Consider the following 14,631-nt stretch of genomic DNA (forward strand, 5'->3'; position numbering starts at 1 on the left):
GCGTTCATGCGAATCGCTCTGGCACAGATCCTCAGCGGCACCGACCCGGCCGCGAATCTGCAGCTGGTGCGCGAGTACGCCGAGCGCGCAGCCGATTCTGGAGCCCGCCTGGCGGTGTTCCCGGAAGCCACCATGTGCCGGTTCGGGGTGCCTCTGCGACCGATCGCCGAGCCGGTCGACGGACCGTGGGCCAATGGGGTGCGCCGGATCGCCGCGGACACCGGCGTCACCGTGGTCGCGGGCATGTTCGCCCCAACGGACGACGGGCGAGTCACCAATACCCTGATCGCGGCCGGCCCGGGCACACCCAATGAGCCCGACGCCCATTACGACAAAATCCACCTCTATGACGCATTCGGCTTCACCGAATCGCGCACGGTGGCGCCCGGCCGGCAACCAGTGGTCATCGAGGTCGACGGCGTCGGGGTGGGTCTCACGCTGTGCTACGACGTCCGCTTTCCCGCGCTGTACACCGAGCTCGCCGACCGCGGCGCCCAGCTGATCGTCGTCTGCGCGTCCTGGGGCTCCGGGCCCGGCAAACTCGAGCAGTGGACGCTGCTGGTCCGGGCGCGGGCGTTGGATTCCAGCTGCTTCGTCATCGCCGCCGGTCAGGCCGACCCCGGCGGCACACTGAGCGCCTCGGGCGCGCCGACGGGCGTGGGCGGCAGCCTGGTGGCGTCGCCCCTGGGGGACGTGGTGGCTTGCGCGGGCTCCCAGCCGCAACTGATCGTTGCCGACATCGACCTCGGCGACGTGACCAAGGCCCGGGACAACATCGCGGTGCTGCGCAACCGCTCAAACTTCATTCACACCGATAGGGCAGAATCGCGAACGTGACGACTCCGCAGGGACCACGCAACGAAGGCCCATCCGGTTGGGCACGTCCGGGCGATCAGGGACCGCTCGGCCGACCTCCGGCCCCCGCGGATCCTTCCGCCGGACGCCTGCATCCCGGCGACCCAAAGGGTGGGAGCGGACTGGGACAGCAACCCCCGACAGCCCCGCCGCCTCCGCAGACCGATCAGCTGACCGCCGCCAACGCGGACACCCGGCGGATCAACCCGACCCCGCCACCCATGCCCGGCGCCGACCGCACCACTCCGATCGCGCAGCCGACGGACGAGGCCGGCGAGGTCAAGAAGAAGAAGCGCTCGCGACGCGATCCGCTGGCCATCCTGCTGGTCTTGATCATCGTGTTCTCGCTGCTGATCGCCGGACTGATCGGCGCCGAACTGTACGTGCGGCACGAAGCCAACAACAAGCTCGCCGCGGCGACGGCCTGCGTGGTCAAAGACCAGGCCACCGCGTCCTTCGGGGTGACCCCGCTGGTGTTGTGGCAGGTGGCCACCGACCACTACACCAATATCAGGATCGAGACGGCGGGCAACCAGATCCGCGACGCCAAGGGCATGAAGCTGCAGCTCAACATCCAGGACATCAACCTCGAGAACAAGGGCGACTCCAAGGGCACGATCGGCGCGCTGGACGCCACCATCACCTGGACGACCCAGGGGATCAAGGAGTCGGTGCAGAACGCCATCCCGATTCTGGGCGAGTTCGTCACCAGCAGCGTGGTCACGCACCCCAAGGACAACACGGTCGAGCTGAAGGGCATGCTCAACGACATCGTCGCCAAGCCGGTGGTATCCGGCGGCGGTATTCAGCTGCAGATCGTCAGCTTCAACACACTCGGGTTCTCGCTGCCGAAGGAATCCGTGCAGTCCACGCTCAACGACTACACCTCTAGCCTCACCAAGGACTACCCATTGGGCGTTCGCGCGGAAAGCGTCGAGGTCACCGACAACGGCGTGGTTGCGCGTTTCGCGGCCCGCAACGCCACCATCCCGGCCGGCAACACCGACCCCTGCCTGGCCGACCTCTGAGTTAAGCCAGGCCGTCCAGCACGGCCCGGGTGCCCGACAGACCCAGCCGGGTGGCCCCGGCGTCGAGCATGGCGCGTGCGTCCGTGGCCGTACGGATGCCGCCGCTGGCTTTGACCCCCAGCCGGCCGCCGACAATCGCGGCCATCACCTCAACGGCGCGCACCGATGCGCCGCCGGCGGGATGGAAGCCGGTCGAGGTTTTGACGAAGTCGGCGCCGGCCTGCTCGGCCGCCCGGCAGACGGCGGCAAGGGTGTATTCGTCCGAGAGGGCGAGCAGCACCGCCGACTCGACGATCACCTTCAACACCGCACCGGTTGCGCCTTCGCGTACCGCTGCGACGTCGGCTTGCACAGCATCGAACTGTCCGGCCAACGCCGCGCCGACGTCGATGACCATGTCGATTTCGGCGGCGCCGGCAGCTACCGCCGCTGCCGCCTCCCGCGCCTTGACGGCAGACAGATGCTTGCCTGACGGAAAACCGGCCACGGCAGCGACACGGAGGCCTTGCGCATCAGCCTCTCGAACGGCGACCGGCACCATCGACGGCGAGACGCAGACGGCATAGACCCCCAGGTCAATGCCCTCGGCGACCAGCGCCACGACGTCGGCTTCGGTGGCCTCCGGCTTGAGTAGGGTGTGATCCACCATCGCGGCCAGCTGCCGGCGGGTCGGCGGCGCGCCCATCAGAGGGGCTCCTCCGAGGCGCCCGGGTTGCAGCGGGACGCCACCATCTCGGCGTCGTCGACTACCGGCCGCCACGGCTCGAGGTTCCAGCTGGTTTTGCCCGGCTGCGCGATCTCTGCGAACTGCCAGTGGCAGACGAACTGCGCACGCATGCCTGGTGTGTCGGCGTCGGGTGACTGCGCGACTACCTCCGACCAGGCTTCGTCAGCGGCTTGCGGGTAGCCGCCGGCGGTTCCCGAGATTCGGGACGCAGCGCGGCCCGAGGGGGTCGGATACACGCGCAGACTGGACAACCCGCCCCAATAAGCCCATTCGGTGTGGTCCACGAAGGGTGGCGGGTACGACGGGCCCGATACTGGATCGGCAGCCGCAGGAACGGCGCCCAGCAGCGAAATGAGCGCCGCCGCCGGCGCAACCAGCACGACCTTCATCCGCTAGCGCGACTTACCCTGCACTTCGAGAAGCTTCGGCCGAACATCGACCAGATAGACGCCGGTCGCGACCGCGGCCGCGGCAATCGCCATCACACCGAAGATTCCGTACAGGATGGTGATCAGCGCCATCGCGCCACCGAGAATCACCAACCACAACGGCTTGGTCTGCTTGTCGGCGGCGGTGTATGCGTCGGAGCGCTGCAGCGCCGCGTGTACAAACGCGTACACCGTCGCCAGGGCGACGGCGACCCACAGAACGAACATGACGGTTCCTACGGCTTGCACGCTCATAAGACTATGCGGGCCGCCGCAAAAACGTCGACTCCAAGTCACCGACGTGCGGCGACTTGGAGTCGAGTGGTGCTTCTCTGGTCCAAGTCGCCCGAAAGTGCGGCGACTTGGAGTCGAGTGGTGCTTCTCTGGTCCAAGTCGCCCGAAAGTGCGGCGACTTGGAGTCGAGTGGTGCTTCTCTGGTCCAAGTCGCCCGAAAGTGCGGCGACTTGGAGTGAGTGTTCCGGTGAACCCGGATTACTTCTGGGTGACCTTCTTGGCCGGAGCCTTCTTGGCCGGAGCCTTCTTGGCCGGAGCGGCCTTCTTGGCCGGCGCAGCCTTCTTGGCCGGAGCGGCCTTCTTGGCCGGAGCCTCAGCCTTCTTCGGCAGCTCGATGCCGACCAGCTTGGCGGCACGCTCACCCACGGCGCGGGTCTGCGTCGCCACGGTGCCCAGAGCCTCCTGAGTCAGCTCCACGGCCTGGTCGACGTAACCCTCGGCACGCGCCGACGCGTCCTCGAAGGCCGACTGGCTGCGCAGCCGCTCGAGGGCGGCCTCGCCGCGCTCGACCAGCTCGTTGTACCGGCTGGTGGCAGCCTCGACGTAGCCCTCCGCGGCCTTCCGCAGCTCGTCAGCGGTGAACCGCTCGCGCAACTCGGTGAGCTGCTCGGGCAGCTCCTCCTGCAGCTTGGTCAGGCGAGCGCGGCTCTCCTCCACACGGCTGCGGGTGTCGGTGCGGGTCTCCTCGGCGCGCTCACGCAGCGTGGAGCGGGTCTCCTCGGCGCGGTCACGCAGGGTGGCGATCAGGTCGTTCACGGTCGCCAGAGCCAGGTCGGCAGCACCGAGCGCGGCGAGCAGCGGCGCTTTCAGGTCCTCAATGTTCGTGTTCTCAGCCATGATGTTTCCTTTCTTTGATTTCGATATCGGGGTTAGTGCTAAATGGTTGAAAATTGGCGCAAGTTCGGCTCCTCTGGGCAGGAAATGTCAAGACCCGCGGATTGACACTGGTGCGCGACTTGCCGGAAACCTCCTGGTGGTCGGGTCAGTCGTCGTCGGATTCGCTCGGACACTCCTCGCGATTCGCCTCGTTCTGCTGGGTGAAGGACGCGTAGATGTCCAGCAGAACCTGCTTCTGACGCTCGGTGATGGCCGTGTCGGTGACGATGGCGTCACGCACCTGACTGGCCTCGCTGGGCTCGAGGATGCCGGCCCGCACGTAAAGCACCTCCGCGGAAACCCGTAGCGCCTTCGCGATCTGGGCCAGGACGTCGGCGGATGGCTTACGCAGTCCACGCTCGACCTGGCTCAAATAAGGGTTGCTGACACCCGACCGTTCGGCAAGCTGCCGCATCGAGACCTGCGCCGTCTCGCGCTGCGACCTGATGAAGCTGCCGATGTCCGAGGCCACGTCAGAGGCTTTTGTGGACACCTTGGTGCCCAGCTTCTCCTCCGGCGTCATCGGGTGCTCCTGTGTCAGATTTTGTTTGCTTACGCCCCTCAGGGTACGGAGCAGTGCTTGCTATTGCAAGCAGTCTGTTAGCACTTTTCAGAAGAGTAGCTGTGCGATCGCGTAGATGGCGAGGCCGGCGAGCGCACCCACCACAGTTCCGTTGATCCGGATAAACTGCAGGTCACGGCCTACATGTAGCTCGATTCGGCGGCTGGCTTCCTGGGCATCCCAGCGCTCGATCGTCTCGGTGATGATCGCTGTGATCTCTACCCCATATTGCGAAACCAGGTGCTGAGCGGCCCGCACCATCCATCCGTCGACCTTGTCGCGCAGCCCGGCATCGTCACGCAGTGACCCCCCGATCCGGATCACCGTGTCGGCGATCCGGGTACGCAACGTGCTGGACGGGTCGTCTACCCCCTCGAGCACTAGTCGCTTGAGCGTCGTCCACGCCGTCTCGGCGGCCTTCGCCACCTCGTCCCGGGCCATCAACTGCTCCTTGACGGCGTCGGCGCGTGCGATCGTGTCGGCGTCGTTCTGCAGGTCGTCGGCGAATTCGAACAGAAAACGAGTCGCCGATCGACGCAGTTCGTGATCGGGGTTGCGGCGCACCTTGTCGGTGAAGTCCATCAACTCGCGGTGGATCCGGTCGCCCACCAGATGGTCGACGAAGCGGGGCGACCAGGTCGGTGAGTCACGCTCGATGACCCGCTGGATCACCACCCCGGCATTCAGCGACCACTGGAACGCCCGGTCGGCCAGCAACTGGACCAAGGCTTCCTGACGATTCTCGACCAGCAGCGTTTGCAGGACCCGGCCCACCGGCGGGCCCCACTGCGGTTCGGCGATGCGCCGCACGATCATCCGGTCGATGACCTGCTGGACATCCTCGTCCCGCAGCAACTCGACCAGCACGCGCAGCACCGTCGCCACCTCACCGGCGACCCGCTGTGCATGCGTCGGTTCGGAGAGCCACTTCCCCACCCGACTGGGTACCTGGGCGTCGCGCAGCTTGGTTTCCACCACCTCCGGGGACAGGAAGTTCTCCCGCACGAACGTACCCAGGCCCTCCCCGAGCTGGTCTTTCTTGCGCTTGATGATGGCGGTATGCGGGATCGGAATTCCCAGCGGATGCTTGAACAGCGCAGTGACCGCGAACCAGTCCGCCAGGGCGCCCACCATGCCCGCCTCGGCCGCGGCGCCGACGTAACCGACCCAGACCGGCGCGGTGCCGTGGGCGTTGGCCCACCGGCACAGCAGGAACACCACCGTGGCGCCGATCAGGAAACTCAGCGCCACCGCCTTCATCCGCCGCAGCGCAGTTCGACGCTCGGCGTCGGCCTCGGGATCAGCGCCGGCGAATGACTCCGCGAGGGATGTCCGGTTCCCCCGCCCGCCGTCCGTGCCCGGGCCGGGCGGCGCAGCCGGGGGTGCCGCTGTCGGCAAGGCTCTGTGTGCCACCAGACCATCATCCGCTATCGAAACCACCGGTTAGTGTTACCCACACTGTTCGGAAGCCTCACGCAGTCCTGCCGCTCGGACATCCGGACGCCCGCAAGCCGTAGTATCGATGCGTCCAGGTAGTGAATGGGAATCGGCGACATTGGCACAACACATCCCGGCTCGGACCGCTAAGACCGATGGCCGTAAGCGGCGCTGGCACCAGCACAAGGTGGACCGCCGCAATGAGCTGGTCGACGGCACCATCGAGGCGATTCGCCGCCAGAGCCGTTTTCTGAGCATGGATGAGATCGCCGCGGAGATCGGGGTCTCGAAGACCGTGCTCTATCGCTACTTCGTCGACAAGAACGACCTCACCACCGCGGTGATGATGCGGTTTGCGCAGACCACCCTCATTCCGAACATGGCCGCGGCACTGTCGTCCAATTTGGACGGCTACGAGCTGACCCGCGAAGTGATCCGCGTCTACGTCGAAACCATGGCGGCTGAGCCGGAGCCGTACGGCTTCGTAATGGCGAACAGTTCCGGCAGCAAGAGCAAGGTGATCGCCGATTCGGAGCGGATCATCGCGCGCATGATCGCCGTGATGCTGCGCCGGCGCATGCGCGAGATCGGGATGGATCTCGGCGGGGTCGAGCCGTGGGCTTACCTGATCGTCGGCGGTGTGCAGTTGGCCACACATTCCTGGATGTCGGACCCACGGATGAGCAGCGACGAGTTGATCGACTATCTGACGATGCTGAGTTGGAGCGCGCTGTGCGGAATCGTCGAGGCAGGGGGGTCGCTGGAGAAGTTCCGCGCCCAGCCGCACCCGTCCCCGACCGTGCCCGCCTGGGAGCAGCTCAAACAGGAGCAGTGAACCGCCCGGCCCGGCCGTCTCTGCCGCGGGTGTGACGCAAGGAGTGCAACTGCACCCCTGCGCAGCGGTTAGCATTCAGGGAATGCATCGGGGGCGCTGCAGGTACGACCGACGGATTTTGTCCGGGAGCACCCCGACAAACAGAAAGGCTGACATCGCAATGGCAGTGCAGCTCACGCCCCATTTCGGCAACGTGCAGGCGCACTACGACCTGTCCGATGAATTCTTTCGCCTGTTCCTCGACCCTACCCAGACGTACAGCTGCGCGTACTTCGAGCGCGAGGACATGACGCTGGAAGAGGCGCAGCTCGCCAAGATCGACCTGGCCCTGGGCAAGCTCAACCTGGAGCCGGGAATGACGTTGCTGGACATCGGCTGCGGCTGGGGCGCCACGATGCGCCGCGCCATCGAGAAGTACGACGTCAACGTGGTGGGCCTGACGTTGTCGGAGAACCAGGCCGCGCATGTTCAGACGAAGTTCGACGAACTGGACACGCCTCGCACCAAGCGGGTGCTGCTGGAGGGCTGGGAGAAGTTTCACGAGCCCGTCGATCGCATCGTCTCCATCGGCGCCTTCGAACACTTCGGCCGTCAGCGCTACCCGCGCTTCTTCAAGATGGCCCACGAGGTGCTGCCGAGCGACGGCATCATGCTGCTGCACACGATCGTCCGGCCCACCTTCAAGGAAGCCAGGGCCAAGGGCCTCCCCCTGACTCACGAGATCGTGCACTTCAGCCAGTTCATCCTGGCCGAGATCTTCCCGGGCGGGTACCTGCCGACGGTTCCGGTGGTCGAGGAACAGTCCGAAGCGGCCGGGTTCTCGATGAAGCGCATCCAGTCCCTGCAGCTGCACTATGCGCGGACGCTGGAAATCTGGGCGGCGGCGCTGGAGGCCAAGAAGGATCTGGCCATCGCGATCCAGTCGGAGAAGGTCTATGACCGGTACATGAAGTACCTAACCGGGTGCGCCAAGTTGTTCCACGAGGGCTACACCGACATCTGCCAGTTCACTCTGGCCAAATAGGCTGGGCGCGGACTCCGCGGCGTCGCACCTCGCGGCGCCCGGACGCGCCCGGGATCACTTGACCAGCGTGAACTGTCCCACGTTGCAGATGCCCTTCCGGAAGAAGTCTTCGCAACCCGTCAGATAGCGCATGTACTTGTCGTAAATCTCTTCGGACTGCAACTCGATTGCTTCGTCCTTCTTCGCCGCCAAATTCTCGGCCCAGATGTGCAGAGTCCGCTCATAGTGCTCGCGCAACAGGTGCACTCTTTCCACTGAAAAGCCCGCGACCTCGGCCAACCTGAGAATATCTTCCTGCGCCGGCAACTGTCCGCCCGGGAAAATTTCCTGACCGATGAAACGCATAAAGCGAAGATCGGTCATCGTCACCTTCACACCGCGCTCGTGCTGCTGTTTCTGCGTGTACGCCAGAATGGTGTGCAACAACATCCGTCCGTCGGCGGGCAGAATGTGATAGGCACGCTCGAAAAACGTCGGGTAACGCTCCGCCTTGAAAGCCTCGAAGGCACCGATGGTCACGATCCGGTCGACCGGCTCGTCGAACTCTTCCCAGCCCTGCAGGCGAACCTCGATGGTACGGCGCGTGGGAATTGCTGCGAGCCTTTTCTTGCTGTATTCAAATTGATTGCGGCTCAGCGTAATACCGATGACGTTGACGTCGTACTTTTCTACCGCACGTTGCAGCGCACCGCCCCAGCCACAGCCGATGTCGAGCACCGTCATCCCAGGTTCGAGGTTCAGCTTTCCCAGCGCCAGGTCGAACTTGGCATTGGACGCCTCTTCGAGCGTCATATCCGCACGCTCGAAGTAAGCGCAGGTGTACGCCATGGTGGGGTCTAGAAATAGCGCGAAAAACTCGTCCGAAACGTCGTAAATGGATTGCGATTCCTCGTAGAACGGCTTCAATTCACCCATGCTCGGCGGATACCTCTCGTCAGTTAACAGACGGAATGGTACCTCATTCGCAAACTGGCGTACCGACTTCGCGCAATGAATTCAACGCACGGCCGTGGTCAGTATGTGTAAAAGCCCCTGCCCGACTTTTTGCCCAGCAACCCGGCCTCGACCATCCGCTGCAGTAGCGGCGGCGGACCGTACAGCGGCTCCTTGAATTCGTCGTACATCTTGTCGGCGATCAGCTTCAAAGTGTCCAAACCGACCAGGTCGGACAGCTTGAGCGGCCCCATCGGGTGCGACAGCCCGGCCACCACGGCCTTGTCGACATCTTCGACGGTGGCGAACCCGGCTTCGACCATCCGGATGGCCGACAGCAGGTAGGGCACCAATAAGGCGTTCACGACGAAACCGGACCGGTCCGAGCAGCGCACCACCTGTTTGCCCAGCACTGCACTGGCGAACTCTTCGGTGCGGGCGGCGGCATCCGGGTCGGTGACCAGTGTGCTGACCAATTCGACCAGCGGCAGCACCGGCACCGGGTTGAAGAAGTGCAAACCGAGCACGCGCTGCGGGTTTTTCGTGGCGGCGGCGATCTTCATGATCGGGATGCTGGACGTGTTCGAGGCCAGCACCGCCTGCGGATCGGTGACGACCCGGTCCAACTCGGCAAAAACCTGGGCCTTCACCGACTCGTCCTCGACGATGGCCTCGATGACCAGCTGGCGGTCGGCCAGGTCGCCGAGATCGGTGGTGAATGTCAGCAGGCTCAACGCGCGGTCGCGCTCCCGCTCGGTGACCTTGCCGGCACTGACGCCGCGCTCCAGCGACTTCGTGATCCGGTTGCGGCCGGCGGTGATCAGCGCGTCCGTCGTCTCGAACACCGTCACGGCGACGCCCGCCCGTACCGACACCTCGGCAATGCCGGAACCCATCTGCCCGGCCCCGATCACGCCTACTCGCTGGATTGCTGTGTCGCTCACTGTTGTCTCTCCCGAGTCTGTGGTTGCACCGCAATAGGCCCCGCCCAGGTTGGCTGGGCGGGGCCTACGCTACTTCATCTCTGCGGACCGTCGAGCGTGACGTATGGGCGGAGATTCGGCTGAAAACCCTCCGTCAGTTCACGCTCGGCGCAATCTGTTCACCGATGCTGCTCGGCTCAGTGAAACTGACCCTCTTCGGTGGAGCCGGCCAACGCGGTCGTCGACGAGGTCGGGTCGACGGTGGTGGCGATCCGGTCGAAGTAACCGGCACCCACCTCGCGCTGGTGCTTGGTGGCGGTGTAGCCGCGCTCCTCGGCGGCGAACTCGCGCTCCTGCAGCTCGACGTACGCGCTCATCTGCTTGCGGGCGTACCCGTGGGCCAGATCGAACATCGAGTAGTTGAGGGCGTGGAAGCCGGCCAGGGTGATGAACTGGAACTTGAAGCCCATCGCACCGAGCTCCTTCTGGAACTTGGCGATGGTGTCGTCGTCGAGGTGCTTCTTCCAGTTGAACGACGGCGAGCAGTTGTAGGCCAGCAGCTGGTCCGGGAACTCACTCTTGACGCCCTCGGCGAACTTCTTGGCGAGCTCCAGGTCCGGCGTGCCGGTCTCCATCCAGATCAGGTCGGCGAACGGCGCGTAGGCCTTGGCGCGGGCGATGCAGGGCTCGAGACCGTTCTTGATGCGGTAAAAGCCCTCGTTGGTGCGCTCGCCGGTGATGAACGGGCGGTCCCGCTCGTCGACGTCGGAGGTGATCAGCGTGGCGGCCTCGGCGTCGGTGCGCGCGATGACGACCGTCGGGACACCGGCGACGTCAGCGGCCAGACGGGCCGAGGTCAGGGTCCGGATGTGCTGCTGGGTCGGGATCAGCACCTTGCCACCGAGGTGGCCACACTTCTTCTCCGACGCCAACTGGTCTTCCCAGTGCGAACCGGCGACACCGGCGGCGATCATCGCCTTCTGCAGCTCATAGACGTTGAGCGCGCCACCGAAGCCGGCCTCACCGTCAGCGACGATCGGAGCCAGCCAGTTGTCGACCGAGCGGTCGCCCTCGACCTTGGCGATCTCGTCGGCGCGAAGCAGCGCGTTGTTGATCCGACGCACGACCTGCGGAACCGAGTTGGCCGGGTACAGGCTCTGGTCAGGGTAGGTGTGGCCGGAGAGGTTGGCGTCGCCGGCGACCTGCCAACCCGACAGGTAGATCGCCTTGAGGCCGGCGCGGACCTGCTGGACGGCCATGTTGCCGGTCAGCGCGCCCAGCGCGTTGACGAAGTCCATCTCGTGCAGCTGCTCCCAGAGCACCTCGGCGCCCCGGCGGGCCAACGTGTGCTCCTCGACGACGTGACCCTGCAGCGCCACGACGTCCTGCGGCGTGTAGGTGCGCTTGACGCCGTTCCAGCGGGGGTTGTGGTCCCAGTCGTGCTGAATCTGCTCAGCGCTCTTCGGGGTGCCGACTTCGGACATGGGGCTGCTCCTTACGGTCATTCTTTGACTGAAATTTGCGTGCGATGAGTCGGGCTACCGCGGTGCGGATGGAAGCTAGAGGTTCAACTTCATCCCGACTTCACTGATGTGCTAACTCGACCATGGCACAGTGCATTCCCGCAGGTCCACCCATTTCACTTGCGAATTTCGGCTATGACCTGTGGTCATTTTGCGAAGCTTGCGAAGCTGGCGAACTACTGAAACGGTTCAGAAGCTACTGGCGGGTAACCGAAACCTGCAGGTCATCGGTAATTTACCGGGACGCTTGTCCGGTTAGAGAGTGAACAGCGCGGCGACGGCTTTCGTCTCGTCGCCGACCGCATATGTGAGCGTTGTAACACTCCGGTCGGCCAGCCCGGGACCGAACTGTTCGGTGGAACCGGCGGGGTGGACGTGCGAGATGATCTCCAGCTTGTCGCCCAGCGCCACCGGAGCCTCGTGCTCGATGGTCACCCGCAACGGAAGCTGCATCAGCTCGGGGTGGGCCGCCAGGTAGTCCTCGACGACGCTCCAATACACCGAGTTGTTCATGTGGTCGAACAGGTCGATGTCCGTGACGCGGACGGGAAACTCGTGTATTTCCGTCGCGTCGTCGCGGCCGCCCGGCTTCAGGTAACCCTTCCACCGCAACCGCTCGACGGTGGTCGTCTTGTGCAGACCGGCAAGGAAGTCGTCGGCGATGCGCGCCGGCATCTCGGTCTCTTTGTTGACGTGGATCCAGAACGCCTCGGACTCGATCAGCCCGCCCTTGCGTCCGTCGATACGGACCCTCATCTCACACCACCGGTTCGAGGTACCCGAACACCAGCGACGGCACCGCAACAGGTCCTGGAACTCGATAGGGCGAATGAGGTCGACCATGGTTCGGCGCACGATCCACAGCGGATGCGTTTCTTCGAAGCCCATTTCGCGCAGCTGGTCCTGGCCGATGTCCTGGATGTGCCGGCACGCCGCGTCCAATCGCAGCCGGCCGGTCCGGTCGATGTCGCCGACACGCAGCGGCCACTCGCGGTCGAAAACATCGGGGCTACCGTCGGGCACCGGCATCAAAGTTTTGTCCAGGCTCACGGCGCTGCTCCCCGTTTCCTCCTCGTGCGAAAACCAGGTTTTCCCTGGGAACGTCGATGCGAATCATGCCAACGACGCCTCGCAAATACCAATCCCACCGCCCCTGCCAAGTCTGCAAAGCGGATCTTCGCAATCCGGACTACGCTGGTCAGAGTGTCTAAAACGTTCGTCGGCGCGCGCGTCCGCCAGCTTCGCAGCGAACGCGGATTCAGCCAGGCCGCATTGGCGCAGATGCTGGACATCTCTCCCAGCTATCTCAACCAGATAGAGCACGATGTCCGGCCGCTGACGGTCGCGGTCCTGTTGCGGATCACCGAGGTGTTCGGAGTGGACGCCACCTTCTTCGCCTCCCAGGACGACACCCGGTTGGTCGCCGAGTTGCGCGAAGTGACGATGGACCGCGACCTGGACATCGACGTGGACCCGACCGAGATCGCCGAGATGGTCAACACCCACCCGGGTCTGGCGCGCGCGGTGGTCAACCTGCACCGCCGCTACCGGATCACCACCGCTCAACTGGCCGCCGCCACCGAAGAGCGGTACTTCGACGGCAGCAGCGGCAGCGGGGCGATCACCATGCCCCACGAGGAGGTTCGTGACTACTTCTACGAACGCCAGAACTATCTGCACGAACTGGACACGGCGGCCGAAGAGCTCACCGTCAAAATGCGGATGCACCACGGAGACTTGGCCCGGGAGCTGACCCGCCGGCTCACCGAGGTGCACGGGGTGCACATCACCAGGCGCATCGATCTCGGCGACTCGGTGCTGCACCGCTACGACCCTCAGACCAAGACGCTGGAGATGAGTAACCACCTCGGCTCCGGGCAGCAGGTGTTCAAGATGGCCGCCGAATTGGCCTACCTCGAGTACGGCGAGCTGATCGACGCTCTGGTCACCGACGGCAAGTTCACCAGTGCGGAGTCACGGACCCTGGCCCGGCTCGGGCTGGCGAACTACTTCGCCGCCGCAGCGGTGCTGCCCTACCGCCAGTTCCACGACGTCGCCGAGAACTTCCGCTACGACGTCGAACGGCTGTCGGCTTTCTATCAGGTCAGCTACGAGACCATCGCGCACCGCCTCTCTACGCTGCAGCGGCCCTCGATGCGCGGCGTGCCGCTGTCGTTCGTCCGGGTCGACCGGGCTGGAAACATGTCAAAACGTCAGTCCGCCACCGGGTTTCATTTCTCCTCGACCGGCGGCACCTGCCCGCTGTGGAACGTCTACGAGACCTTCGCCAACCCTGGCAAGATCCTGGTGCAGATCGCTCAGATGCCCGACGGGCGCAACTACATGTGGGTGGCCCGTACCGTCGAACGGCGCGCGGCCCGGTATGGTCAGCCCGGAAAAACCTTCGCGATCGGGCTCGGCTGCGAACTTCGCCACGCGCACCGACTCGTCTACTCGGAAGGACTCGACTTGTCGGGGAATATCACTACGCCGATCGGCGCGGGATGCCGAGTCTGCGAACGCGACAACTGCCCGCAGCGGGCGTTTCCGGCGTTGGGCCGATCACTCGACATCGACGAGCACCGCAGCACCGTCTCCCCGTACCTGGTGAAGCAAGCATGACCGGCGATCACATCGCCCGCATCGCACCCGGGCGGTTCCGCCAGCTGGGCCCGGTCAACTGGGTGGTCGCGAAGCTGGCCGCCCGCAAGGTGCGCGCACCCGAAATGCATCTGTTCACCACGCTGGGGTCCCGCCAAGGGCTGTTCTGGACGTGGGCGATCTATTCCGGTCGCCTGCTGCGGGGTCGGTTACCGACCATTGACACCGAGTTGATCATTCTGCGGGTTGCCCACCTGCGGTCCTGCGAATACGAACTCCAGCATCATCGCGGAATGGCACGCAAAGCCGGGCTGGACGCCCAGACACAGGCGACGATTTTCGCCTGGCCCGAGGCTCCGCCGGGAGACGGCCCGCGCAAGGTGCTCAGCGCCCGTCAGCAGGCTCTGTTGAACGCCACCGACGAACTGATCAAGGACCGCACGATCACCGAACAGACCTGGCACCAGCTGGCGGGCCATCTCAACCGCGCTCGGTTGATCGAATTCTGCATGCTCGCAACGCAATACGACGCGCTGGCCGCGACGATCACCGCGCTGGGGATTCCGCTGGACAACCCCCGGTAGC

At 64.8% G+C, this 14,631-nt stretch carries 16 protein-coding genes; 6 read left to right on the forward strand and 10 right to left on the reverse strand.

Annotation, left to right across the window (positions count from 1 at the left end):
* Nucleotides 1-6 precede the first annotated feature (6 nt).
* Nucleotides 7-837, forward strand: a complete 831-nt coding sequence (locus ACNQS7_RS15810; RefSeq protein ID WP_418013263.1) for a carbon-nitrogen hydrolase family protein — start codon at nucleotides 7-9, stop codon at nucleotides 835-837.
* Nucleotides 834-1,883, forward strand: a complete 1,050-nt coding sequence (locus ACNQS7_RS15815; protein WP_418013264.1) for a DUF2993 domain-containing protein — start codon at nucleotides 834-836, stop codon at nucleotides 1,881-1,883. The genes ACNQS7_RS15810 and ACNQS7_RS15815 overlap by 4 nt, the downstream gene beginning before the upstream one ends.
* Before the next feature lies 1 nt (nucleotide 1,884).
* On the opposite strand, the gene deoC is transcribed toward ACNQS7_RS15815, so the two are convergent.
* The 6 genes from deoC to ACNQS7_RS15845 form a co-directional block, all read right to left on the reverse strand.
* Nucleotides 1,885-2,568, reverse strand: a complete 684-nt coding sequence (deoC, locus tag ACNQS7_RS15820; protein WP_418013265.1) for a deoxyribose-phosphate aldolase — start codon at nucleotides 2,566-2,568, stop codon at nucleotides 1,885-1,887.
* On the reverse strand, nucleotides 2,568-2,999 hold the full coding sequence (locus tag ACNQS7_RS15825) for a DUF2599 domain-containing protein (RefSeq protein ID WP_418013266.1): 432 nt from the start codon (nucleotides 2,997-2,999) through the stop codon (nucleotides 2,568-2,570). Before ACNQS7_RS15825 ends, deoC begins: the two co-directional genes overlap by 1 nt.
* 3 nt (nucleotides 3,000-3,002) lie before the next feature.
* Nucleotides 3,003-3,293, reverse strand: coding sequence for a DUF2516 family protein (locus tag ACNQS7_RS15830; protein WP_055578703.1), 291 nt, complete (start codon nucleotides 3,291-3,293; stop codon nucleotides 3,003-3,005).
* A 237-nt stretch (nucleotides 3,294-3,530) separates the two neighbouring features.
* Complete coding sequence (hbhA, locus tag ACNQS7_RS15835) at nucleotides 3,531-4,169, reverse strand: heparin-binding hemagglutinin HbhA (RefSeq protein ID WP_055578702.1); 639 nt, start codon at nucleotides 4,167-4,169, stop codon at nucleotides 3,531-3,533.
* Nucleotides 4,170-4,314: 145 nt separating this feature from the next.
* The gene (locus ACNQS7_RS15840; protein WP_055578701.1) at nucleotides 4,315-4,731 is read right to left on the reverse strand and encodes a helix-turn-helix domain-containing protein; all 417 of its coding nucleotides are present in this window, start codon (nucleotides 4,729-4,731) and stop codon (nucleotides 4,315-4,317) included.
* 87 nt (nucleotides 4,732-4,818) lie between these two features.
* Entirely contained in the window at nucleotides 4,819-6,186 is a 1,368-nt protein-coding gene (locus ACNQS7_RS15845) for a DUF445 domain-containing protein (protein ID WP_418016013.1), read from the reverse strand.
* A gap of 139 nt (nucleotides 6,187-6,325) precedes the next feature.
* Here ACNQS7_RS15845 and ACNQS7_RS15850 point away from each other — a divergent pair, with 139 nt between their 5' ends.
* Both ACNQS7_RS15850 and pcaA read left to right on the forward strand, forming a co-directional pair.
* Nucleotides 6,326-7,042 (forward strand): TetR/AcrR family transcriptional regulator, encoded by a 717-nt coding sequence (locus tag ACNQS7_RS15850; protein ID WP_306237745.1) that lies wholly within the window; start codon nucleotides 6,326-6,328, stop codon nucleotides 7,040-7,042.
* Between the two features lie 160 nt (nucleotides 7,043-7,202).
* Nucleotides 7,203-8,066: a cyclopropane mycolic acid synthase PcaA gene (pcaA, locus tag ACNQS7_RS15855; RefSeq protein WP_055578699.1), complete on the forward strand. Its 864-nt coding sequence runs from the start codon at nucleotides 7,203-7,205 to the stop codon at nucleotides 8,064-8,066.
* Between the two features lie 54 nt (nucleotides 8,067-8,120).
* Here the strand turns inward: pcaA and ACNQS7_RS15860 are convergent, their stop codons facing one another.
* The 4 genes from ACNQS7_RS15860 to ACNQS7_RS15875 all read right to left on the reverse strand — a co-directional run bounded on the left by ACNQS7_RS15860 (nucleotide 8,121) and on the right by ACNQS7_RS15875 (nucleotide 12,495).
* Complete coding sequence (locus ACNQS7_RS15860; RefSeq protein ID WP_418013267.1) at nucleotides 8,121-8,981, reverse strand: cyclopropane mycolic acid synthase family methyltransferase; 861 nt, start codon at nucleotides 8,979-8,981, stop codon at nucleotides 8,121-8,123.
* A 98-nt stretch (nucleotides 8,982-9,079) separates the two neighbouring features.
* Nucleotides 9,080-9,943 (reverse strand): 3-hydroxybutyryl-CoA dehydrogenase, encoded by an 864-nt coding sequence (locus tag ACNQS7_RS15865; protein WP_418013268.1) that lies wholly within the window; start codon nucleotides 9,941-9,943, stop codon nucleotides 9,080-9,082.
* Between the two features lie 176 nt (nucleotides 9,944-10,119).
* Complete coding sequence (gene aceA / locus ACNQS7_RS15870) at nucleotides 10,120-11,406, reverse strand: isocitrate lyase (protein WP_055578696.1); 1,287 nt, start codon at nucleotides 11,404-11,406, stop codon at nucleotides 10,120-10,122.
* Nucleotides 11,407-11,700: 294 nt separating this feature from the next.
* A complete protein-coding gene (locus ACNQS7_RS15875; protein ID WP_278804035.1) occupies nucleotides 11,701-12,495 on the reverse strand; it encodes an acyl-[acyl-carrier-protein] thioesterase in 795 nt (264 codons plus the stop codon).
* A 153-nt stretch (nucleotides 12,496-12,648) separates the two neighbouring features.
* Between ACNQS7_RS15875 and ramB the strand changes: the two genes are divergently transcribed.
* Nucleotides 12,649-14,067, forward strand: a complete 1,419-nt coding sequence (gene ramB / locus ACNQS7_RS15880; protein WP_418013269.1) for an acetate metabolism transcriptional regulator RamB — start codon at nucleotides 12,649-12,651, stop codon at nucleotides 14,065-14,067.
* On the forward strand, nucleotides 14,064-14,630 hold the full coding sequence (locus tag ACNQS7_RS15885) for a carboxymuconolactone decarboxylase family protein (protein WP_418013270.1): 567 nt from the start codon (nucleotides 14,064-14,066) through the stop codon (nucleotides 14,628-14,630). Before ramB ends, ACNQS7_RS15885 begins: the two co-directional genes overlap by 4 nt.
* The last annotated feature ends 1 nt before the right edge of the window (nucleotide 14,631 follow it).

It is taken from the genome of Mycobacterium sp. 23 (assembly GCF_048287075.1).
Classification (GTDB): Bacteria; Actinomycetota; Actinomycetes; order Mycobacteriales; family Mycobacteriaceae; genus Mycobacterium; species Mycobacterium gordonae_B.

Bases quoted from the DNA above. Each gene is read 5' to 3' on its own strand.
- ACNQS7_RS15810 (WP_418013263.1), top strand. From the start codon at position 7: ATGCGAATCGCTCTGGCACAGATCCTCAGCGGCACCGACCCGGCCGCG.
- deoC (WP_418013265.1), bottom strand. From the start codon at position 2,568: ATGGGCGCGCCGCCGACCCGCCGGCAGCTGGCCGCGATGGTGGATCAC.
- ACNQS7_RS15825 (WP_418013266.1), bottom strand. From the start codon at position 2,999: ATGAAGGTCGTGCTGGTTGCGCCGGCGGCGGCGCTCATTTCGCTGCTG.
- ACNQS7_RS15830 (WP_055578703.1), bottom strand. From the start codon at position 3,293: ATGAGCGTGCAAGCCGTAGGAACCGTCATGTTCGTTCTGTGGGTCGCC.
- hbhA (WP_055578702.1), bottom strand. From the start codon at position 4,169: ATGGCTGAGAACACGAACATTGAGGACCTGAAAGCGCCGCTGCTCGCC.
- ACNQS7_RS15840 (WP_055578701.1), bottom strand. From the start codon at position 4,731: ATGACGCCGGAGGAGAAGCTGGGCACCAAGGTGTCCACAAAAGCCTCT.
- pcaA (WP_055578699.1), top strand. From the start codon at position 7,203: ATGGCAGTGCAGCTCACGCCCCATTTCGGCAACGTGCAGGCGCACTAC.
- ACNQS7_RS15860 (WP_418013267.1), bottom strand. From the start codon at position 8,981: ATGGGTGAATTGAAGCCGTTCTACGAGGAATCGCAATCCATTTACGAC.
- aceA (WP_055578696.1), bottom strand. From the start codon at position 11,406: ATGTCCGAAGTCGGCACCCCGAAGAGCGCTGAGCAGATTCAGCACGAC.
- ACNQS7_RS15885 (WP_418013270.1), top strand. From the start codon at position 14,064: ATGACCGGCGATCACATCGCCCGCATCGCACCCGGGCGGTTCCGCCAG.